Origin of the sequence: Kitasatospora sp. NPDC088160, assembly GCF_044741445.1 — a bacterium.
Lineage (GTDB): Bacteria > Actinomycetota > Actinomycetes > Streptomycetales > Streptomycetaceae > Kitasatospora.
In genome coordinates, this window is the sequence record NZ_JBIUSS010000003.1 from 493,190 (window position 1) to 515,857 (window position 22,668).

General features: G+C 76.5%; 3 protein-coding genes and 1 rRNA gene. All 4 read right to left on the reverse strand.

Annotated elements, in window-relative coordinates; all coding sequences use genetic code 11:
- Window positions 1-21 precede the first annotated feature (21 nt).
- Window positions 22-19,014 carry a non-ribosomal peptide synthase/polyketide synthase gene (locus tag ACIOGZ_RS06815; RefSeq protein WP_400985114.1) on the reverse strand — a complete coding sequence of 6,331 codons (18,993 nt, stop codon included), beginning with the start codon at window positions 19,012-19,014 and terminating at the stop codon, window positions 22-24.
- 190 nt (window positions 19,015-19,204) lie between these two features.
- A complete protein-coding gene (locus tag ACIOGZ_RS06820) occupies window positions 19,205-20,554 on the reverse strand; it encodes a serine hydrolase domain-containing protein (RefSeq protein ID WP_363630608.1) in 1,350 nt (449 codons plus the stop codon).
- Window positions 20,555-21,594: 1,040 nt separating this feature from the next.
- The gene (locus ACIOGZ_RS06825; RefSeq protein WP_363586616.1) at window positions 21,595-22,188 is read right to left on the reverse strand and encodes a hypothetical protein; all 594 of its coding nucleotides are present in this window, start codon (window positions 22,186-22,188) and stop codon (window positions 21,595-21,597) included.
- Between the two features lie 388 nt (window positions 22,189-22,576).
- A 5S ribosomal RNA gene (rrf, locus tag ACIOGZ_RS06830) occupies window positions 22,577-22,668 on the reverse strand; the annotation flags it as partial.

The following is a 22,668-nucleotide window of genomic DNA, read 5'->3' on the forward strand; positions in this document are numbered from 1 at the left end:
TCGTCGGATCCTCACCGTTCGTCATCGTTCGTCATCGTCGGGGCCGCCGGACGCGGCGTCTTCGAGTTCGCTCAGCACCTGGTCCTCCACCAGTTCCGCCAGGGCGGCCACGGTGCGGGAGACCAGGACGTCGCGGGGGGTGAGCGTGACGCCGAAGGCATCGTTGGCGCGGGAGGCGATCAGCAGGGCCCGCATGGAGTCGCCGCCCAGCTGGAAGAAGTCGTCCGTCACGCCCACGGCCGTCCGCAGGGTCTCGGCCCAGATCTCGGCCACGGCCTCCTCGGTGGGCGTGCGGGGCGCCAGCCGGCCGGGCCGCTGCTCCTCCTCCGGTGCGGGGGCGGGCAGGGCGGCGCGGTCGGTCTTGCCGCTCGCGGTGAGCGGGAAGCGGTCGAGGACCGCGAAGGCCGAGGGGACGAGGTGGCCGGGCAGGGAGCGGGCGGCCAGGGCGCGCAGTTCGGCGCCGGTCGGCGGTTCGGCGCCGGGGGCCGCGAGCAGGTGCGCGACCAGGCGGGGCAGCCCGGGCTCGTCCTCCCGCACCGTCACCACGGCGTCCAGCACGGCCGGGTGGCGCGCCAGGACGGCCTCGACCTCGCCCGCCTCGATGCGGTGGCCGCGCAGCTTGAGCTGGTGGTCGATGCGGCCCAAGTAGTGCAGTTCGCCCCGGTGGTCGCGGCGCACCAGGTCCCCGGTGCGGTACATCCGGGTGCCGGGCGGCCCGTACGGGTCGGCGGTGAAGCGGGCGGCGGTCAGGCCCGGCCGGCCGAGGTAGCCGCGGGCCAGGGCCGGTCCGCTCAGCCACAGTTCGCCGGTGACGCCGTCGGGCACCGGCCGGAGCCGGGCGTCGAGGACGTAGGCGCCGGTGCCGGGCAGCGGGCGGCCGATCGGCGGCGCGGCGCCGTCCGGGGCCAGCGGCGCGGACCAGGCGGCGACCACGGTGGCCTCGGTGGGACCGTAGGAGTTGACCATGCGGTGGTGCGGGGCCCAGCGGGCCACCAGGTCGGCGCCGCACGCTTCGGCGCCGACCACCAGGGTCCTGAGCGCGGGCAGCGTGCCGGGGGTGTCGGCGGGCAGGGTGGCGAGGGCGGCCGGCGGCAGCAGGGTGTGGGTGATCGCCTCCGCCCGGAGCACCTCGGCCAGTTGGGCGCCGAGCAGCGGTCCGGGCGCGGGCACCACCAGCCGGGCGCCGTGCGGCAGGGACATGCACAGTTCGAGCACGGAGGCGTCGAAGCTGGGGGTGGCGAAGGCCAGCACCCGGTCACCCGGCACGACTTGGTAGTGCTCGGCCTCGGCGGCGGCGAAGGCGGCCAGCCCGCGGTGGGTGAGGACGACGCCCTTCGGGGTGCCGGTGGAGCCGGAGGTGTAGATGACGTAGGCGGGGTCGTCCAGGTCGAGCGGGCGGATCCGGTCGGGGTCGGCGGGGCGGTGGTCGGGGGCGCCGTCCGGCGGGGCGGCCAGCAGCGCCGCGACCTCCTTGGCGTCCAGGGTGAGTGCGGGCGCCGCGTCGCGCAGCATGAACTCGACGCGCTCGTCGGGGTAGTGGGGGTCGACCGGCAGGAACGCGGCGCCGGTCTTCGCCACCGCCAGCTGGGCGAGCACCATGTCCGCCGAGCGCGGCAGCAGGAGGGCGACCACCTCGCCGGGGCCGGCGCCGCGCGCGATGAGCCGGTGCGCCAGGCGGTTGGCGTGCGCCTCGGCCTCGGCGAAGGTCAGCTCCAGCCCGGGGGCGCTCAGCGCCGGGGCGTGCGGCCGGCGGTCCACGGCGGCCTCGACCAGGGCGGGCAGGGCCGCCGGGGGCACCGGGCCGCCCGCCGGGCGGGCCGGGCCGCGCAGCAGCCGCTCGCGTTCCCCGGGCGGCAGCAGGTCGAGGTCGTCCAGGCGGGCGGTGCCGTCCGAACCGGCCAGCGCGGCGAGGGTGTGCAGCAGTTGGGCGGCCAGTTTCTCGGCGGTGGCCCGGTCGATGTACCGGGGGTCGTGGCCGAGTTCGACGGCGAGCCGGTCGCCGGGCGAGACGACCACGGTGAGCGGGTAGTTGGTGGCCTCCCTCGCGTCCAGTTCGCGGATCAGCAGGCCGTGGGCGCCGGCCGTCGCGTCGCCGACCGGGTAGTTCTCGAAGACCACCAGGCTGTCGAACAGCGCCGTCCCGGGCGCAAGCCCGCTCAGGCCGTGCATCGCGGCCAGCGGCAGGTGGTCGAAGCGGCGGTCCTCGGCCTGCTCCTCCTGGAGCGCGCGCAGCCAGGCGGCACAGGGCTGTGAGCCGTCGACGGTGACATGGGCGGGCAGGGTGGTGATGAACAGGCCGACGATGGCGTCGGAGCCGGCCAGGTCGGCCGGGCGCCCGGAGACGGTGGTGCCGAAGCACACCCGCTGCTCCCCGCTCCACCGCGACAGCAGCAGCGCCCAGGCGCCCTGCACCAGGGTGTTGAGGGTGAGGCGGTGCCGGCGGGCGAACTCCTGGAGCCGCTCCGTCTCGGCCTCGGCCAGGAGGTGCGAGAGCCAGGCCCCGGAGCGGGCCGTGTCGCCCTGGGCGGGCTTGCGGTCGTAGGGCAGCGCCGTGGTGGTGAGGTCCGCCAGGACGCCGCGCCAGTGCTCCGTGGCGGCGGCGGTGTCGCGGGCGGCGAGCCAGCCGACGTAGTCCGCGAAGGGCCGGCGCTCGGGCAGGCCCGGCCGGTCGCCGCGGGCGAGCGCGGCGTGGGCGGCCAGGACGTCGGACAGGACGTGGAAGACGCTCCACCCGTCGAGCAGCACGTGGTGGAAGGTCCACACCACGCGCGCCGCGTCCGGCCCGAGCCGGATCAGGTCGAGCCGCAGCAGCGGGGCCCGGTCCAGGGCCAGCGGGCGGGCCCGCTGGTCGGCGAGCAGCCGCTCCAGGCGGGCTTCGCGCTCGGCTTGCGGCAGTGCGCTCCAGTCGTGTTCGGTGACCGGCAGCGTCACGTCCCGGTGGACCACCTGGAGGGGTACGGGCACGTCGCGCAGGACGACGGCGGTGCGCAGCACGGGGGTGCGGTCGACGACGTGCTGCCAGGCGGCGGCCAGCGGCCGCAGGTCGCGGGCGCCGTCCAGCACGAAGGTGATCTGCTCGACGTACAGGCCGTGTTCGGCCTCGTCCAGGCCGTGCAGCACCATGCCGGTCTGGGTGGGGGTGAGCGGCTGGATCTCCGTCACGTCCCGTCCGGTGCCGGCCAGTCGGTCGACGGCGGCCTGGTCCAGGGGGGCCAGCGGGTAGTCGGCGGGGGTGCGGCCGCCCGCGCCGGGTTCGGCGCAGTGGCGGACGATCTCCCGCAGCTCGTCCAGCAGTTCGGCGGCGAGCCGGGCGACGGTCGCGCGGTGGTGCACCGCGCGGGAGTACGACCAGGTGAACGCCAGCTTCCCGTCGCTCACCCGGCCGAGCACGTCCAGCAGGTGCGGCCGGTCCGCCGCCCGGTCCATGCCGCCGGTGAGCGGGCCGGACGGGGCGTGCAGCAGGCCGCCGGGGGCGGGGGTCCAGTCCTGCCGGCCCAGGTAGTTGAAGCCGATCTGCGGCAGGTCGGGCAGCCGGGGCTCGACAGTGGCGGCGGGCCGCAGGTGGCGCAGGGCGCCGTAGCCGAGCCCGCCGCGCGGTACGGCGCGCAGGTTCTCCTTGACGGTCTTCAGGGCGGTGCCGGTGTCGGCGCCCCGGGGCATGTCCAGGGCCACGGGGTACAGCGTGGTGAACCAGCCGACGGTCCGGGAGAGGTCGACTCCGTCGAACAGCTCCTCGCGGCCGTGGCCCTCCAGGGCGACCGTCACCCGGTCCCGGCCGGTCCAGCGGGCCAGCACCCGGCCCAGGGCGCAGAGCAGGACGTCGTTGACCCGGGTGCGGTAGACCTCCGGGACGTCCTGGAGCAGCCGGCGGGTGTCCTCGGCGTCCAGGGCGAGGTCCAGCGACTCCTCGGTGGCGGCCGTGTTGGCACCGTCCAGGTCGGTCGGCAGGGCGGTCGCGGCGCCGTGCTCCAGCCCGTACCAGTGGGCGTGCTCGTCGTCGAAGCCGCCGGCCGCGGTGTGCTCGGCGAGCCGTTCGGCCCAGGCCCGGAAGGAGGTGCTCTTGGGGCCGAGGTCGGGGCGTTCGCCCGCCCGCAGCGCACGGTGGGCGGTGTCCAGGTCCTCCAGGAGCACGCGCCAGGACACCGCGTCGACCACCAGGTGGTGCGCGGCCAGCAGCAGGACGGGGTGCCGTTCGCCGTCGAAGCGGCACAGCGCGGCCCGCAGCAGCGGCCCTTCGGCCAGGTCGAAGCCCGCGGCCAGGCGCTCGGCCAGTTCGCGCAGCGTCGCCTCGCGCTCCTGCGCCGAGGCGGCGGGCCGTTCGTGCGTGCGCAGCTCCGGCAGGTCGCCGGGCGCGGTGCCGTGCTGGCGCCACCGCCCGTCGCCGAGCGGCTCGAACCGCAGGCGCAGCGCGTCGTGGTGGTCCAGGACGGCGGCGAGCGCGGCCCGCAGCAGGGGCTCCTCGGTGCCGGGGGCGAGGGTGAAGGAGACCGACTGGGTGAACTGGGCGGTGTCCCCGCCGAGGGTGTCCAGCAGCCAGTGCTGGACGGGGGTGAGCGGGGCGTCGCCGACCACGGCGCCCTGTTCGGCGGCGACCGCCGGGCTCGGCGACTCCTCGGCGGCGAGGGCGAGTTCGGCCAGGGTCTGGTGGGCGAACAGGTGCCGGGGGGTGAGTGCGAGGCCGGCCCGGCGGGCCGCCGAGACGATCTGGATGCCCAGGATCGAGTCGCCGCCGAGCGCGAAGTAGTTGTCGTCCGCGCCCACGTCGGGTACGCCGAGCACCTCGCGCCAGATCGCGGCGAGGGTGCGTTCGGCCTCGGTGCGCGGAGGCCGGGCGCCGATTGCGGCCGGGGCGGCCCACACCGGGGCGGGCAGCGCGCGGCGGTCGAGTTTGCCGGTGGCGCCGAGCGGCAGCCGGTCCAGCGGCACCACCAGTGCGGGCACCAGGTGGTCGGGGAGGGTGCGCCCGAGGAAGGCACGCCACTCGACGGGGTCGGGCAGTGCGCCGTCACGGGCCACCGCGTAGCCCACCAGGCGCCGGTGGCCGTCGTGGTCGACGACCCGGGCGGCGGCGGCCGACACCTGCGGGTGGCGGGCCATCGCGGCCTCGACCTCGCCGAGTTCGATCCGGAAGCCGCGCACCTTGACCTGGTCGTCCGCGCGGCCGAGGTAGCGGAGGTCGCCGTCGGCCGTCCAGCGCACCAGGTCCCCGGTGCGGTACATCCGGCGCCCGGGCGGGCCGAAGGGGTCGGGCAGGAACCGGGCGGCGGTCAGGCCCGGGCGGCGCAGGTAGCCGCGGGCGACGCCGGTGCCGGCCAGGTACAGCTCCCCCGGCGCGCCGACGGGCACCGGGCGCAGCCGGTCGTCCAGGACGTAGGCCCGGGCGCCGCCGACCGGGCGGCCGATCGGCGGGTCGCGGTCGGGGTCGGCGGGGTCGCAGGCGAAGGCGGTGGCGTAGACGGTGGCCTCGGTGGGGCCGTAGATGTTCAGCACCCGGCAGCCGGGGACGGCCTCGCGCAGCCGGCGCACGGTGCGGGCGGGCAGGGCCTCGCCGGCCAGGACGACGGTGTCCGCGCCGAGGTGCACGGCGTCCTCCGCGAGGAGGCCGCCCAGGGCGGAGGGCACCGCGCTGAGCAGGCCGGCCCGCCACGGCCCGGGGCGCTCGGCCAGGGCCAGCAGGTCCCGGACGAGTTCCACGCAGCCGCCGGCGAGCAGGGGCGAGAAGATCTCGAACACCGACACGTCGAAGTTGAGCGAGGTGGCGGCCACCACGTGGGCCAGGCCGTGGTCGGCGAACTCGGCGGCGGCCCAGTCGGTCAGGGCCAGGACCGAGGCGTGGGCGACCACGACGCCCTTGGGGCGGCCGGTCGAGCCGGAGGTGTGGATGACGTACGCGGGGTGCTGCGGCAGCAGGGCGCCGAGCCGTTCGTCGTCGCGCACGGCGTCGGGGCGGGCGGCGGCGAGCCGTTCGGCGCACCCCGGGTCGTCGAGCACGATCCGGGTGAACGGGCCCGCCGGCAGCCGCCCTCCGGTCTCCGCGTCGGTGACCACGGCGTCGGGCCGGACGTCCGCGAAGAGGAACGCGATCCGCTCGGCCGGGTACCCGGGGTCGACCGGCAGGTAGGCGGCGCCGCTCTTGAGCACCGCCAGCAGCGCCACGGCCAGGTCGGCGGTGCGGGGCAGCGCGAGCGCGACGAACCGCTCGGGCCCGGCGCCGGCCGCGATCAGCAGCCGGGCCAGCCGGTTGGCCCGTTCGTCGAGCTCCCGGTAGGTCAGCTGCACGTCGCCGCAGCGGACGGCCGGGGCCTCGGGCGTGCGGGCGGCCTGCCGGGCGAAGGCCTCGGGCACGGTGTCCTGCGGTGCCTCGACCGCCGCCCCGCCGAAGCGGTCGACGAGTTCGCGCCCCCGCGGCGGGTCGAGCAGCGGCAGGTGCGCCGCCGGCCGGTCGAGGCCGTCCGCCATCGCCGTCAGCAGGGTGCACAGGCCCGCCCCGAGCGCCTCGACGGTGGCGGTGTCGAAGACGGCCGGGTCGTGGTCGAGGCTGACCGCGATGGCGTCGCCGGGGGCGACCACCACGCCGAGCGGGTAGTTGGTCGGCTCCAGGACGTGCTCGGTCTCGACGCCCAGGCCGTGCCGGGTCAGCGCCTGCGCGTCGAACGGGTAGTTCTCGAAGACCACGATGCTGTCGAACAGGGCCGTGCCGCCCGGCAGTTCGCTCCAGTTCTGGAGCTGCGCCAGGGAGACGGCGTCGTAGCGGCGGGCCTCCGACTGGGCGTCCTGGAGCTCCCGCAGCCACTCCAGCAGCGAGCGGCCGGCGTCGATCCGCACCCGGGTGGGCAGCGCGTTGATGAACAGCCCGACCATCGAGGTGACGCCCGGGAGTTCGGCGGGCCGGCCGGAGACGATCGTGCCGAAGACCACGTCGTCCCCACCGCCGTAGCGGGAGAGCAGCAGCGCCCAGGCGCCCTGGAGCACGGTGTTGACGGTCAGCCCGGCCTGCCGGGCGGTGGTCCGCAGCCGCTCCGACAGGTCGTTGTCGAGGGTCACCCGCACCGATGCCGAGGACGACGCGCGGTGCGCCTCGGCCGGGCGCCGGTCGCGGGGCAGTTCGGTGGGGGCGGGGAACCCGGCCAGCGTGTCGCGCCAGTACCGCTCGACCCGCGCCGGGTCCTGCCCGGACAGCCAGCGCAGGTAGTCGGCGAAGGGGGCGCGCGCGACCGGGTTCGGCCGGCGCCCGGCGGCCAGGGCGGCGTACCGCTCGCACACCTCGTCGAAGACCTGGGCCGCGCTCCACCCGTCGAGCAGGACGTGGTGGAAGGTCCACACCACCCGCACCCGGGTCGGCGACAGCCGGACCAGGGTCAGCCGCATCAGCGGTGCGGCGGCCAGGTCGAGGCCGGCCGCCCGGTCCTCGGCGAGCAGCCGGGCGGTGTCCCGCTCGATCCGGTCGGCCGGCCGGCCGGCCCAGTCGTGGTGGGTCACCGGGACGGCGGCCCGGTGCTGGACGACCTGGAGCGGTTCGGCGGTGTCCTGCCAGGCGAGCCGGGTGCGCAGCACCGCGTTGGCGTCCACGGTCTGCTGCCAGGCGGCGGCCAGGGCGTGCGGGTCGGTGACCCCGGAGAGGACCAGCTGGACCTGGTTGACGTAGGTGTGGGCGTCCGGGTCCAGCAGGCTGTGGAAGAGCATGCCCGCCTGCATCGCCGTCAGCGGGTACACGTCCGCGACGCGGCGGCCGTCCCCGGCGATCCGGTCCACCGCCGCCTGGTCCAGCCGGGCCAGCGGGAAGTCGGCGGGGGTGCGGCCGCCGGCGCCGGGCTCGGCGCAGTGGGCGACGAGGTCCTCCAGGGCGCGCAGCATGGCGTCCGCGAGCGCGGTGACGGTCCGTTCGTGGTGCCGGCCCGCGCTGTAGTACCAGCCGATCTCCAGCCGGTCGTCCTCGACCCGGGCGACGACGTCCAGCAGGTGCGGGCGCTCGGTGCCGGGCGCCTCCGCGCCGCCGAGGCCGCCGGGGACGGCGCGGACCAGGGCGGCGCCGTCGGCGGACCAGTCGAAGCGGCCCAGGTAGTTGAAGCTGATCCCGGGGGCCGGGGCGTCGGCGAGCTGCTCGTCCCGGGCGAGGTGGCGCAGCGCGCCGTAGCCGAGGCCGCGCTCCGGCACCGCCCGCAGCTGCTCCTTGACGGCCTTCAGCGCGGTGCCCCAGTCCCCGTCCGGGACGTCGAGGGCGACGGGGAAGAGCGAGGTGAACCAGCCGACCGTGCGGGACAGGTCGATGTCCTCGAACAGCTGGTCCTCGCGGCCGTGCCCCTCCAGGCCGATCGCGACGGTGCGCCGTCCGGTCCACTCGGCGAGCACCCGGCCCAGGGCGGTGAGCAGGACGTCGTCGATCCGGGTGCGGTAGACCCCGGGGACCTTGCGCAGCAGGTCCCCGGTGCGCTCGCGGTCCAGCCGGACGGTGACGGCGCGCAGGTCGGCGGCGGTGTTGCCGCCGTCGCCGTCCACCGGCAGCACGGCCGCGCAGTGCCGGGCAGCCGCCGCCCAGTGGGCGCGCCGGGACGCGAAGCCGCCGGCCGCGGTGTGCTCGCGCAGGCGGCGGGTCCACTCCCGGACGGAGGTGGTGCGGGCGGGCAGGCGCAGCGGCCGGCCCTCCACGGCCTGCCGGTAGGCGGTCTCCAGGTCCTCCAGCAGGATCCGCCAGGAGACCCCGTCGACGACCAGGTGGTGGACGGCCAGCAGCAGCCGGGCGGGCCGGGTGCCGTCGGTGGTGAACAGGCGGGCGGTGAGCAGCGGGAGGGTGTCCAGCCGGAACGCGGCGTGCGCGGCCTCGGTGGCCCGGGCCTCGGCGGCCTCGGCCGCCGCCCGGTCCAGGGCGCCGAGGTCGACGACCTCCAGCAGTTCGGGGGCGGCGGCGTCCGCGGGGGCGCAGTGCTGCTGCCAGGCGCCGTCCTCCCCGGTGGTGAAGCGGGAACGCAGGGCGTCGTGGTGGGCCCACAGGGCGGTCAGGGCGCGGCGCAGGGCCTGCGGGTCGACCTCGCCGGGAGCCTCCACCACGACGGACTGGTCGAAGGACGCGGCGTACGGCGGGTGCGGGTCGAGGAACCAGTGCTGGATGGGTGTCAGGCCCACCTCTCCGCTGACCGGTTCGGTCCCGGCGACGGTGACGGCGGTACCGGCGGCGGCGGCCAGCGCGGCGACGGTGGGGTGCCGGAACAGGTCGCGGGGGGACAGCGCGAGACCGGCGGCGCGGGCGCGGGAGACGACCTGGATGCTCAGGATCGAGTCGCCGCCGAGCAGGAAGAAGTCGTCGTCGACCCCGACCCGCTCCACGCCGAGCAGTTCCGCCCAGATCGCGGTGAGGACGCGTTCGGTGTCGGTGGTCGGGGCGCGGTGGGCGCGGTCGCCCGTCGCCGACCAGTCGGGGGCGGGCAGCCGCCGGCGGTCCACCTTGCCGTTGGCGGTCAGCGGCAGTTCGGAGACCGTGACGAAGGCCGCGGGCAGCATGTAGTCGGGCAGGTCGGCGGCCAGGTGGGCGCGCAGCGCCGTGGCGGAGGGCGGCTCGGCGCCGCCGGTCGGCACCAGGTGGGCGGCCAGCCGCTTGCGCCCCGCGTCCTCGTGGAGCGAGACGACAGCCTCCGCGACGGCCGGGTGGGCGGTGAGCCGTGCCTCGATCTCGGCGGGTTCGATGCGGAAGCCGCGGATCTTGATCTGGTCGTCCGCGCGGCCCACGAAGTGCAGTTCGCCGTCCTCGCTCCACCGGGCGGTGTCGCCGGTGCGGTACATCCGGCCGCCCGGCGGCCCGAAGGGGTCGGCGAGGTAGCGGGCGGCGGTCTCGCCGGGCCGGCCCGCGTAGCCGCGCGCGACTCCGGCGCCGGCGATGTACAACTCGCCGGTGATGCCGGGCGGTTGCGGTTGGAGGGCGCCGTCCAGCACGTACACCCGGGTGTCGTCCAGCGGGCGTCCGATCGGCAGCACGGCGGGCAGCCGGTCCCCGGGGCGGAAGGCCCGGCGGGTGGCGAAGGTGGTGGTCTCGGTCGGGCCGTAGCCGTCGACCACGGTGAGGTCGGGGCAGGCCTCCAAGACGCGGCGCACGACCGCGCCGGGCACCGCCTCGCCGCCGGTCCACACCTCCCGGGCGCCGCGCAGGCAGCCCGGGTCCTCCTGGGCGAGGAGCCGGAACAGGCCGGCGGTCAGCCACAGGCATTGCACGCCCTGCTCGGTGACGGCGCGGCGGACGGCGGCGGCGTCCAGGTCCTCCGGCGGGGCCAGTACGGCGGTGCCACCGCGCAGCAGCGGCACCCACAGCTCGTAGGTGGCGGCGTCGAAGGCGTGCGGGGAGTGCACGAGCACCCGGTCGTGGCCGGTGAAGGCGCGGTCCAGGGCGAGCGCGGCGACGTCGCGCCGGCGCACCGCGACGCCCTTGGGGGTGCCGGTGGAACCCGAGGTGAACATCAGGTACTGGACGTTGTCGGGGTGGGGCACCGGGGCCGCGGCCGGGGCGGCCGGGCCCGGCCGGTCGGCGACGTGCGGCCGGTCGGCGACGTGCGGCCGGTCGGCGGCGTGCGGCCGGTCGGCGGCGTGCGGCCCGTCCGGCCGGTCGACGCGCAGCACCCGCTCGGCGGGGAGCAGTTCCTCGGCGGCGCTCGCCCGGTGCGCGTCGGTGAGCAGCAGGTCCGCGCCGGCCTCGGCCAGCATCAGGTGCAGCCGCTCGCGCGGCGCCCTGCCGTCCAGCGGCACGTAGACCCCGCCGGTCCGGACCAGCGCCAGCTGGGCGACGACCAGGTCGACGGAGCGGTCCATGAGCACGCCGACCGGGTGTTCGACGCCGACGCCGAGCGCGGCCAGCCGGCCCGCCAGGGCGGCGGCGCGGGCGTCGAGGTCGCGGTAGCTGAGGCGCTCGTGGCCCGCCTCCAGGGCGACGGCGTCCGGGTTGCGGCGCACCTGCTCGGCGAACAGGTCGGCGATGTCGCGCTCGGTCCGTTCGACGGCGGTGGCGTTCCAGTCCACGAGGATCCGCCGGCGCTCCCCGGCGGTCAGCAGCGGCACGCGCGCGGGCGGGCTCCCGGCGCCCCGGGGCAGTCCCGTCAGGACGGCCGTGAGCTGCCCGGCCATCCGCCGGACGGTGGCCTCGTCGAACAGCCGAGGGTCGTAGCACAGCCGCAGGGCCAGCTCCGGCCCCGGGTAGGCCAGCAGGGCGAGCGGGTAGTTGGTGGTCTCGATCCCGTCCAGGTCGCGCAGGCGCAGGCCGTGCGCGGCGGCCGCGTCGTCCTCGACCGGGTAGTTCTCGAAGACGACGATGCTGTCGAACAGGGCGGTCTGCTCGGGGAGGACGGTGGCGGCCCGCAGGCGGGTGAGCGGGACGAAGCCGTGGCGCCGGTCCTCGCCCTGCTCCCGTTGCAGCGTGCGGAGCCAGTCGAGCAGGGTGCCGTCAGCGGGCACGACCGTCCGGGTGGGCAGGGTGGTGATGAACAGGCCGGTCATCGACTCGACGCCGGGCAGCTCGGGCGGCCGCCCGGACGAGGTGGTGCCGAACACCACCTCGTCCCGGTTCGCCTGACGGCCCAGCAGGATCGCCCAGGCGCCCTGGACCAGGGTGTTCAGGGTCAGGCCGGAGCTGCGCGCGAGGCCTTCCAGCGCCCGGGTCGCGGCGGCGGGGAGGGTGAACGGCACGGCCCGGGTGGATTCCGCGCGGTGGCTCTGGCGCGGCTCGCGGTCGTACGGCAGCGGCGTCGGCTCGGCCAGCCCGGCCAGGCGCCCGCACCAGTGCCGCTCGGCCTCCGCCGGGTCGCGCTCGCGCAGCCAGGCCACGAAGTCGCGGTAGGGCCGGCGCTCCGGCACCGTGCCGTACGGGACGGTGCCGAAGGGCTCGGTGCCGAAGGGGTCGGTGCCGGACGGCACGGTGCCGGACGGGACTTCTCCCGTCTCCGGCCCGGAGCGGGCCAGCGCGGCGTGCACGGCGAACACGTCCGACAGCACCTGGAAGAGGCTCCAGCCGTCCAGGACGAGGTGGTGGAAGGACCACAGCACGCGCACCCGGGTGTCGGAGAGGCGGATGAGCAGCAGGCGCTGGAGCGGGGCCCGGGCCAGGTCCAGGCCGCGGGCCCGGTCGCGGTCCAGGAGCTCGGCCAGCCGGCCCCGGCGCTCGGACTCGGGCAGCTCGCGCCAGTCCAGGTGGGTGACCGGCACGGCCGCCCGCCGCCGCACCACCAGCAGCGGCTCGGGCACCTCCTGCCAGCGGACGTGGGCGCGCAGCACCGGGGTGCGGTCGGTGACCCACTGCCAGGCGGCGGCGAGCCGCCCCGGGTCGGGCACGCCGTCCAGGACGAAGTCCAGCTGCTGGAAGTAGGCGCCGCTGTCCTCCTCGGCCAGGCCGTGGAAGAGCATCCCGGACTGGGTCGGCGTCAGCGGGAGGACGTCCTCCACCGCGCCCGGGTCGTCGCCGGTGATCAGGTCCACGGCCGCCTGGTCGAGCCGGGCCAGCGGGAAGTCGGACGGGGTGCGCCCGGCGGCGCCCGGGCGGGCCGCGTACCGCGCGAGGTCGGCCAGCTCGGCGGCGAAGCGCCGGGCCAGGGCCTCGACGGTGTCGCGCCGGTGCACGGCGCCGGAGTAGAACCAGCTGAACTCCAGCGCGTCGCCGTCGAGCCGGCCGACCACCTCCAGGGCGTGCGGGCGCTCGACGCGCGGGTCGGCGTCCAGTTCCAGGGGCCGGAAGGTGCCGCGGTAGAGCCCGGCCGCGTCCTGCGGGAAGGACATCCGGCCGAGGTAGTTGAAGCTGATCCGTGCGGCCGGGGCGTCGGGGGCCGTGCCGGGGCGCCCCAGGTGGCGCAGGGCGTCGAATCCGAGGCCCCGTCGGGGGACGGCGCGCAGCTGCTCCTTGACCCGCTTGAGGACGCCGTCCCAGTCGGCCCCGGCGGGCACGGCCAGCGCCACGGGGTGCCGGGTGGTGAACCAGCCGACCGTGCGGCTCAGGTCGAGATCGGCGAACAGCTCCTCGCGCCCGTGCCCCTCGACGTCCACCACGACCCGCTCCAGCCCGCTCGCCCCGCACAGGGCCCGGCCGAGGGCGCTCAGCAGCACGTCGTTGGCCTGGGTGCGATAGGTGTCGGGCAGGGTGCGCAGGAGGGCGGTGGTGTCGGCGGGGTCGAGGCGCACGGTGACGGAGCGGGCCGAGGCGTGGGTGTCGGCCCCCGAGAGGTCGGCCGGGAACGGGTCCGCCGGGGCGTCACCGTCCTGCGCGGGGACGGCCCGCGCCCAGTACTCCGTCTCGTCCTCGAAGCCGCCGGCCGCGGCGTGGGCGCCGAGCCGCTGGCCCCACTGCCGCAGCGGGGAGGACTTCGCCGGCAGGGCCGCCGCCCCGTCCCGGCCGTCGCGGCGGGCGCGGTAGGCCGTGTCGAGGTCCTCCGCCAGCACCCGCCAGGAGACCCCGTCGACGACCAGGTGGTGGACGGCCAGGTGCAGGACCGGCGGCTGCCCCGCACCGCGCTCGTGCAGCACGGCGCGCAGCAGCGGGCCTTCGCCGCCCAGGTCGAAGGGGCCGAAGTGCGGGGTGTCGCCGTCCGGGCCGGTGTGCCGGCCCAGACGGATCCGGGGCGCCCGGTCGTCGATCCGCCAGCGCACGCCGGGGCCGGTACCGATCTCGCCGTCGCGGGGCTCTGCGGGGTCGGACTCTCCGGCGTCGGACTCTCCGGCGTCGGACTCTCCGGCGTCGGACTCTGCGGGGTCGGGCTCTGCGGGGTCGGGCTCTCCGGCGTCGGCCGTGAAGGCGGAGCGCAGCGCGTCGTGGTGGGCGACCACGTCGTTCAGGGCGTCCTCCAACGCCGCCCGGTCCACGTCGGCGCCCAGCAGAAGGGAGAGCGCCTGGTTGAAGTGCCCGGCGCGCCCGGCGGCCCGGTCGAGCCACCAGCGCTGGATCGGGGTCAGGACGCCCACCCCGGTGGCGGCCACCCGGGCGGTCACGGCCGGCCGTTCGGCGTCGTCCGCGCACCGGGCCAGCGCGGCGACCGTCTGGTGCCGGTAGAGGTCCCCGGAGGTCACCGCCAGCCCCACCTGCCGGGAGCGGGCTACCACCTGGATGCCGAGGATGGAGTCGCCGCCGAGGTCGAAGAAGTTGTCGTCCGCGCCGACCCGTTCCAGCCGCAGCACCTCCGCCCAGATGGTGGCGAGCGCCTGTTCGGCGGGGGTTCGGGGGGCGACGTGGCGTACGGCGGGCACGGCCGGCCCCGGGGCGGGCAGCCGGCTCCGGTCGAGCTTGCCGTTGGGGTTGAGCGGCAGCGCGGGCAGCGGCACGACGACCGAGGGCACCAGGTAGTCGGGCAGGGCCAGGCCGAGCGCCCGGCGCACGGCCTCGGGCTCCACCCGCCCGCCCGGGACGGGGACCACGTAGCCGACCAGGCGCCGGTTGCCCCCGCCGTCGGCGACGGTGGCAGCCGCCTCCGCCACGCCCTCGCAGCGCCGCAGCGCCTCCTCCACCTCGCCCAGTTCGATCCGGAAGCCGCGCACCTTGACCTGCTGGTCGATCCGGCCGAGGTACTCCAGGTCGCCGTCGGCGTTCCACCGCACCCGGTCTCCGGTGCGGTACATCCGCTCCCCCGGCGCGCCGTACGGGTCGGCGACGAACCGGGCGGCGGTCAGCCCGGGGCGGCCCAGGTAGCCGCGCGCCAGGCCGCCGCCCCCGAGGTACAACTCGCCGACCACGCCCGGCGGTTGCGGGCGAAGCCCGGCGTCCAGGACGTACGTCCGGGTCAGTGCGAGCGGCCTGCCGATCGGCGGCGCCTGCTCCGGCAGCCGGTCACCGGCGAACCAGGCGGTGGCGTAGACGGTGGCCTCGGTGGGGCCGTAGATGTTGGCGATCGCGCTGCCGGGCAGGGCGCGCCGCAGGTCGCCCACCGCCTGGGCGGAGAGGGCCTCGCCGGCCAGCACGACGGTGGCCGCGTCGACCGGGGCGGCGCCCCCGGCGAGCAGCCGGGAGATCACCGAGGGCACGCCGCTGACCAGGCCGACGCGGCGCGGGGCCGGCTCCTCGGCGAGGGCGGCGAGGTCGGCGACCACCTCGACGCTCCCGCCCGCCAGCAGCGGGCAGAGCAGTTCGAAGACCGACACGTCGAAGTTGAGCGAGGTGGCGGCGACCACGTGGTCCAGCCCGCCGGGCCCGAACCGCTCGGCCGCCCAGCGGGCGAGGGCGACGACGCTGCGGTGGGTGATCACGACGCCCTTGGGCCGGCCGGTCGACCCCGAGGTGTAGATGACGTAGGCGGGGTGCTCCGGCAGCAGCGGCCGGAGGCGGTCGGCGTCCGTGAGGTCGGCGTCCCCGGTGTCGTCGGTGTCCGCCGGGCCGGCAGCGGCCAGGCCGGTGTCATCCGGGCCGCCGGCGTCGGCGGCCAGGCCGGTGCCGTCCTCCAGCAGCAGGACGGGCCACCCCTCGGGCAGCGCGGCCGCCGTCTCCCGGGTGGCGAGGACCAGCGCGGGCCCGGCGTCCGCCAGCATGAAGCGGATCCGCTCGGCCGGGTAGCCCGGGTCCACCGGCAGGTACGCCGCACCCGACTTGAGCACCGCCCACAGCACCGACGGCAGGTCTGCGGAGCGCGGCAGGCACAGCGCGACCAGCCGCTCGGGGCCCGCGCCCCGGGCGACCAGCAGCCGGGCGAGGCGGTTGGCCCGCCGGTTGACCTCCGCGTAGTCCCGCCGCACCGGGCCGCAGCCGACGGCGGTCCGCCCGGGCGTACGGGCCGCCTGCGCCTCGAACAGCCCGGGCAGCACGGGCGGCACGGTGTCCGGGAGGTCGCCGGCGGCGTGCGCGGGCGGGTTCCAGGAGTCGAGCAGCGTGCGCTGCTCCTCCTCGGAGAGCATGGGCAGTTCGGCGAGGATGCGCTGCGGGCCGTCCGCCATGCCCGCCAGCAGGCGGTGCAGGTGGCGCGCCATCCGGGCCACCGTCCGGGCGTCGAACAGGTCCGTGTTGTACTCCACCGTCAGCGCGCAGCCGTCGGTGTCCTCCGGGGTGAACTCCAGCACCAGGTCGAACCGGGCGGCCGGGCGGGGCAGCGGGTGGTCCTCGAAGCGCAGGCCTCCGGCGGGCGGCGGGGTGGTGGGGCTCTGCTGGACGACCATGACCTGGACCAGCGGGGTGCGGCTCGGGTCCCGGGGCGGGGCCAGTTCCTCGACCACCCGGTCGAAGGGCACCGCGGCGTGGGCGAAGGCGTCCAGCAGGGTGGTGCGCACGCTCTCCACGAACCGGTCGACGGTGGCCCGCTCGTCCACGTCGCCGCGCAGCACCACGGTGTTGACGAAGAAGCCGGTCACCTCCTCCAGCTCCCGCCGGTCGCGCCCGGTGGTGACGGTGCCGAACGCCACGTCCCGCTGGCCGGAGTAGCGCGAGAACAGCAGCGCGGACGCCCCCGCGAACAGGGTGAACAGCGTCGTACCGCGGCCCGCGGCGAGGTGCCGCAGCCGGGCCACCAGTTCGGCCGGGAGGCGGTGGCGGTGCGCCGCGCCGTTCGTCGTGCGCTGGGCGGGCCGGGGCCGGTCGGTGGGCAGTTGCAGGGGTTGCAGCTCCGCCAGGTTCCGCTTCCAGTAGGCGAGGTCCGGCGCGTCCGCTGCCCCGGCTTGGGTCCGGCGGCGTTGCTCCCAGCGCGCGAAGTCGGGGTACTGGAGGGCGGGGGCGGCGAGCGCGTCCGGCTCGCCGGAGACCTCCGCCCGGTAGAGCGCGGCCAGTTCGCGGGTGAGGACGCCCACCGACCAGCCGTCGGTGATGATGTGGTGCTGCGCCAGCAGCAGCAGGTGCTCGTCCGCGGCGAGGCGGACCAGCAGTGCCCGGGCGAGCGGGCCGTCCGTCAGGTCGTAGGGCCGGTTCAGCTCCTCGGTCAGCAGCCGTTCGGCCGCCTCGGCGCGCTCCCCGGCCGGCCGGTCGCCGACGTCCGCGGTGCGCAGCGGCAGGGTGCCCTCCGCCGCGACGCGCTGCACGAGCTGCCCGTCGACGGTGGCGAAGGTGGTGCGCAGCGAGTCGTGCCGGGCGGCGAGTCGGCCCAGGGCCCGGCGCAGGGCCGCCGGGTCCGTCGTTCCGCGCAGCCGCAGGGCCACGCCGGTGTTGTACTCCGTCCCCCCGACGGTGAGGTCGTCGAGGAACCACAGGCGGCGCTGGGCGCTGGACAGCGGCAACGGCTCCTCGCGCGGGGCGGGCGGGATCGGCTCCGGCGGCGCGGCGGTGTGCCGCTCGTCCACCAGCGGGGCCAAGGCGGCGACGGTCCGCGCGGTGAAGACGTCCCGGAGCGTGAGCCGGACGCCCAGCCGCTCGGCGACCCGGGCCAGGGTCCGGGCGGCGAGGATCGAGTCGCCGCCCAGGTCGAAGAAGTCGTCCGCCGCGCCCACCGCGTCGACGCCGAGGACCTCGGCCCAGATGCTGGCCAGGGCGCGTTCGCGCTCGGTGCGCGGGGCGACGGGCCCGGCCGCGCCGGAGCGGGCGGGGGCGGGCAGCGCCTGCTGGTCGATCTTGTGCTGCGGGGTGAGCGGCAACGCGGCCAGGACGACCACGGCGGACGGCACCAGGTGGGCCGGCAGGGCGGCGGCCAGCGCCGCGCGCAGCTCCGCCGGGTCCGGGGCGTGCTCCGGGTCGGCGGGCGTGGCGTAGCCGACCAGGCGTTCGCGGCCCGGTTCGTCCTCCCGGACCACGACGACGGCCTGGTCGACGGCGGGGTGCGCCCGCAGGGCGGCCTCGATCTCCCCCGGCTCGATCCGGAAGCCGCGGATCTTCACCTGCCGGTCGAGCCGGCCGAGGAACTCCAGCTCCCCGTCGGCGGTCCACCGGGCGCGGTCTCCGGTGCGGTAGAGCCGGGCGCCGGGCGGGCCGAAGGGGTCGGCGACGAAGCGCCCGGCGGTCAGGCCGGGGCGGCCCAGGTAGCCGCGGGCCACGCCCTCCCCGCCGACGTACAACTCGCCGTCGGAACCCGACGGTTGGGGCCGCATGGCCGCGTCGAGCACGTACGCCCGGGTGTGCGGCAGCGCGCCGCCGATGGGGGGTGCGCCGCTGCCGGCGGCCAGCGGGCCGGTCCAGGTGGCGACGATGGTCGCCTCGGTCGGGCCGTAGGAGTTGATCATGCGCCGGCCGGGCGCCCAGCGGTCGACCAGTTCGGCGGGGCAGGCCTCGGCTCCGACGATCAGCGTGCGCAGGTGGCGGCCCGCGCCGCCGGGCACGGTGGCCAGGGCGGCCGGCGGGATGAGGGCGTGGGTGATGCGGTGCTCGTCGAGCACGGCGGCGAGTTCCTCGCCCAGCCAGGGGCCGTGCGGGGGGATCACCAGCGTGGCCCCGGCCAGGACGGAGATGAACAGTTCGAGGACGGAGGCGTCGAAGCTGGGCGAGGAGAACTGCAGCACCCGGTCTCCGGGGCGCACGGAGTAGTGCGCGCGGGCCGCCTCGGCGAAGCCGCCGATCCCCCGGTGGGTGACGATCACGCCCTTGGGCGTCCCGGTGGAGCCCGAGGTGTAGATCACGTACGCCGCGTGGTCGGTACCGGTCGGGCCCGGCAGCGCGGTACCGGTCGGGCCCGCCAGGCCGGCGTCGGGCGTGTCTGCGGCGCCGGCCCGGTCCGTCTCCAGCAGCGCGCGGACCCGGGCCGGATCGTCCAGGACGACGGCGGGGGCGGCGTCGGCGAGCATCAGCGCCCGTCTCCCGGCGGGGTAGGCCGGATCCACGGGCAGGAAGGCGGCGCCCGTCCGGGCGACGGCCAGCTCCGCCGCGACCAGTTCCATCGAGCGCGGCAGGACGAGCGCCACCGTCCGGTCCGTCCCGGCGCCGCGCCGCGCGAGGTCGCGGGCCAGGTGCTCGACCCGGTCGGCCAGTTCCCGGTACGTCCAGCTGCGCCGGCCGTCGGTCACCGCGGGCGCGTGCGGCGCGCGGGCCACCTGGGCGGCGAACAGCGCGTCGAGCGTCCGGTGCGCCGGCGGCGGGGCTGCCTCGGTCCCCGGGGCGCCAGGGGTGTCGCCGGCCTGCGGCGGAGCGGACGAACGCACGGGCTGGGCAGGCCGGTCGGTCATGGCGGAAGGTCCTTCCGGACGGGGAGGAGGCGATGCGGGCGCCGGGGCAGACGGGGGCAGGCCCACGGACCCGGGAACGGGGGCCGGGGGAACGGAACGAGCGGGGGGTGAGCCCGGTGGAGCGGCGTCGGCGCGGCGGCGGACGCCGCAGGCGACGGGCAGCGGCGGCGGCCGGCGGGCGAAAGGCGCCTCAGGCGGGGTCGGCGCGACGCGCCGTGCGCCCGGACACCTGCACCCGGTCGATCACGCCGGTGGCGGGATCGCGGTGGAAGCGCCCGCCCGGCTCGGGGCGGCCGGTGTCGGGGGCGAGCAGATCGTAGGAGAGGTCGGCGAAACAGCGCAGGGGTATCGGCAGGTCTCCGTCCACGGAGAGCGTGGACGATCCGTCGCCCGCGGGCTCGACGAGGTACCGGATCGAACCGTTGCGGTAGGTGCCCGCGCACTCGGGCAGGGGGACGGGCTCGCCCGCGCCCACCGGCGCGATCGCGGCGGGCACCCGGACGCCCGCCAGTTCGGCCAGGTCGGCCGCGAGCTCGCGCCAGAGCGCGGTGGCGGCGGCGGCGTTGCCCGCGAAGGCGACCACCACTCCGCTGTCGGGGTCGGCCCGCAGGTGGCAGGAGGTCCCCATGGCGTTGCCGTCGTGGCCGCACCACAGCCGGCCGTCCTGCTGGTAGAGGGCGAGCCCCGGGCCCCAGCCGTCCGCGAGCGCACCCGGCCGGGCGCCGGGCTGCGGGCGGCGCATCTCCTCGGCGACGGCGGGGGGCAGGGCCTTGGCCCGGCCGACCAGGGCGCCGCCGAGCGCGGCGAGGTCCGCGGCGCTCGCCAGCAGGGCACCGGCCGGGGCCTCCAGCGGAGCCAGGTTCTGCCGGACCGGCCGGGCCCGGCCGGTCGCGGCGTTGAGCGCGTGCCCGGCGGCGACCGGGCGAGCGGGTGCGCTCGCGTCGACGAACACGGGCACGGTGCCGAGCGGTTCGAGCAGCAGGGCGGCCACGGCCTCGTGCCAGGGCATCCCGGTCACCGCCTCCACCAGGCGCCCGGCGGCGACGTAGCCGGCGTTGGAGTAGGAGAAGTCCGTCCCGGGCGGGAAGAGCGCGTCCCCGGCCGTGCACACGGACGACAGGTAGTGCGCCGCGGTGGTCCGGGCGGCGGCGTCGGAGTCCGGCCCGGTGGGCAGTCCGCCGGTGTGGCTGAGGAGTTGGCGAATCGTTACTGCGGGCATCCGGCGGAGCTCGGGCAGGTGATCGGCGACCCGGTCGTCGAGGTCGAGGTCGCCGTCGTCGGCGAGGAGCATCACCAGAGCGGCCGTGTAGGGCTTGGTGAGCGACCCCACCGGCACGACGCTGTCCCCGGTGAAGGGCGCACCGGTGGCGGCGTCGGCCACACCGGTGTGCAGGGCCACGACCTCCGAGCCGGTGTCCAGCACCACCTGGGCGCCGGGCACCCGGTGGGTGCGCGCGAGCGTGTCGAGCCGGTGCTGCAGTTCGCGGCGTAAGAGGAACGGCGCGCGCTCGCGGACCGGCGCGGAACTGGGGTACGGCATGGGCGGACGCTCCCGTTGACTGGTTCTCAGATGCGGGCGCGGCAAGCGTCCGCGGATGAATTCCGGATTACTGTGGAGCACGCCGTGAAATTTCCTGCCACCTGCGCTCCTCGACTCAAGACTCGTGGGAACAACGGGAATCGACGGAAGCCCTGCCGATGACGGCCGACGGGTGCGAACGGGAATCCCCGACAGCTCCCGACAGGGCGCCGCACGCACCCCAGGGGAGCCGTTCCGGGCCGCTTCGGCGCTCCCCGACCGGACGGTGCGAATGCGACCCGAATTCCACGCCGCCCAGGAACAGTGAACGGGGGAACGGTGAGCGGGAACAGTGAGCGGCGAACGGCCGACCGCCGAATGACCTCACCCCGCAGGCGGGGCCGGACAGGAATCCCGAACGCTCCAGTCGGCCGCTCCGACGGCCCTGACCTGTGCGATCGTTGCGCCCGGCATGCCTATCCCCCCTGCGATCCCTCCCCGCAACCACCGTGCGGAACCTGCCACAACCGTCGCGAGGACCGGGCAATACCTTGACGGCCCGAACGCTCGGAACGACGAACGCGGAACAGTCTTCACGGCGGGTCACCCGCTCGCAACCCCTGGCGATTGAACGGAAAGCGACTCTCCCCGGAATCGGAACCGCAAAATCGCTGGTGTGACTCCCGGCCACGCCCGGAACGCCTGATGACGGGTGTGAATTCTTTGGCCGAAACTGTGGCACCCGGATCCCCCCGGCCGCCCGGCCGGGTTTCCGCGGGGAATAGCCGAGTGATTCCCCTGACGCCTGGGGCGGTTGTGCAGGAATGCGACGGAACAGATCAGGTGCGTCGCGAGTGAATCAATGAGGGCTCTGATGCGCGTGTGCCCCGATGCGCTTGTGCCGTGGTGCGCGCGCGCCCCGTCGCGCGCGTGGCCCGGTTCGCGTCTGCCGCCCCCGGGCCACGGAAGGACCGCCGCGCTCGGCCACCCCGGGGCGCGGGGCGACCGAGCGGATCCGCCGCGCGCCGGAACGCGGGCGGGCTCGGGGCTCAGAACACCCGTCAGCCCTGCCAGGAGCTGCCGGTCGAGGGCCGGGTCGCCGTGCCACCGGTGGACGTCACCGCGCGCGACGGAGCGGACGGGGCCGACCCGGCCCCCGAACCGCTGGTCCGCACGGTCGGCGCCGACGAGGTGGTCGACGTCCCGCGCACCGGCGCGGCAGAAGTCCGCGGGGCCGACGCCCCGGACGCCGCCACCGGCCGGTCCGTCGAGGTGCGCGGCGCGGTCGCGCGGCCCTGTGCGGCCACGTCCACGGGCGCGCCGCCGCCCGATTCGACCCGCTCGATCCGCAGCACCAGGTTCCGGTCGCTGCGGTCACCGCCCCCGTCCCGGTTGCGACTGTGCACCACCTGCGTCAGCACACCCCGGACCTCCTGCCAGCGCCCCTGCACCGCGCGGATGTTGGGACACCACTCGCCCTCCCGCCGGTGCTCCAGGTCGAGCTCCCAGCGCTCGGCGTCCACAAGGTGGCTCGCACCGACCGTCCCGGGAATCTCGACCGGACGGCCACCGCGCACCGTCACCACCGCCCGCTGCGGCCACTGCCCCTCCACCGCCGTCACCGTGATCCGGCTCTGCCCCTGGTACCAGGCCATCGCTGTCCTCCCGCATCCGTCCTCGCGCCGTCCGCCGTCCGCCGACCGGCCTCGGCCGATATCACGGCCGGCGCCCCCTCCCGGGTTCGAACGGCGGCTGCGGAGGTGCACGTCAGGGGGTGCGGGAGCCCGGGGGCGACGCGACCGTCGAACGGTCCTGTCGACAGATTCAGGTCAGGGCGATGGCTCGATCACCCCCCTTGTCCATAGTCATGCGCACACCTGGCATGACCGACGACCGCCGCCTCTCTGAGAGGCTCGGCTTCGTCCCGTCGCACCTCGGATTCAAACTCCAGCTCTGAGGCCGTAACGCCCTTCAGCCATTAAGCCCTAGAAATGCAGAGAACCCCCATCCGGTTTCCCGGATGGGGGTTCTCTGTGAATGATTGTTCGGCGGCGTCCTACTCTCCCACAGGGTCCCCCCTGCAGTACCATCGGCGCTGTAAGGCTTAGCTTCCGGGTTCGGAATGTAACCGGGCG

Coding starts and splice junctions, on each gene's coding strand:
- ACIOGZ_RS06815 (WP_400985114.1), bottom strand. CDS start 19,014: ATGACCGACCGGCCTGCCCAGCCCGTGCGTTCGTCCGCTCCGCCGCAG.
- ACIOGZ_RS06820 (WP_363630608.1), bottom strand. CDS start 20,554: ATGCCGTACCCCAGTTCCGCGCCGGTCCGCGAGCGCGCGCCGTTCCTC.
- ACIOGZ_RS06825 (WP_363586616.1), bottom strand. CDS start 22,188: ATGGCCTGGTACCAGGGGCAGAGCCGGATCACGGTGACGGCGGTGGAG.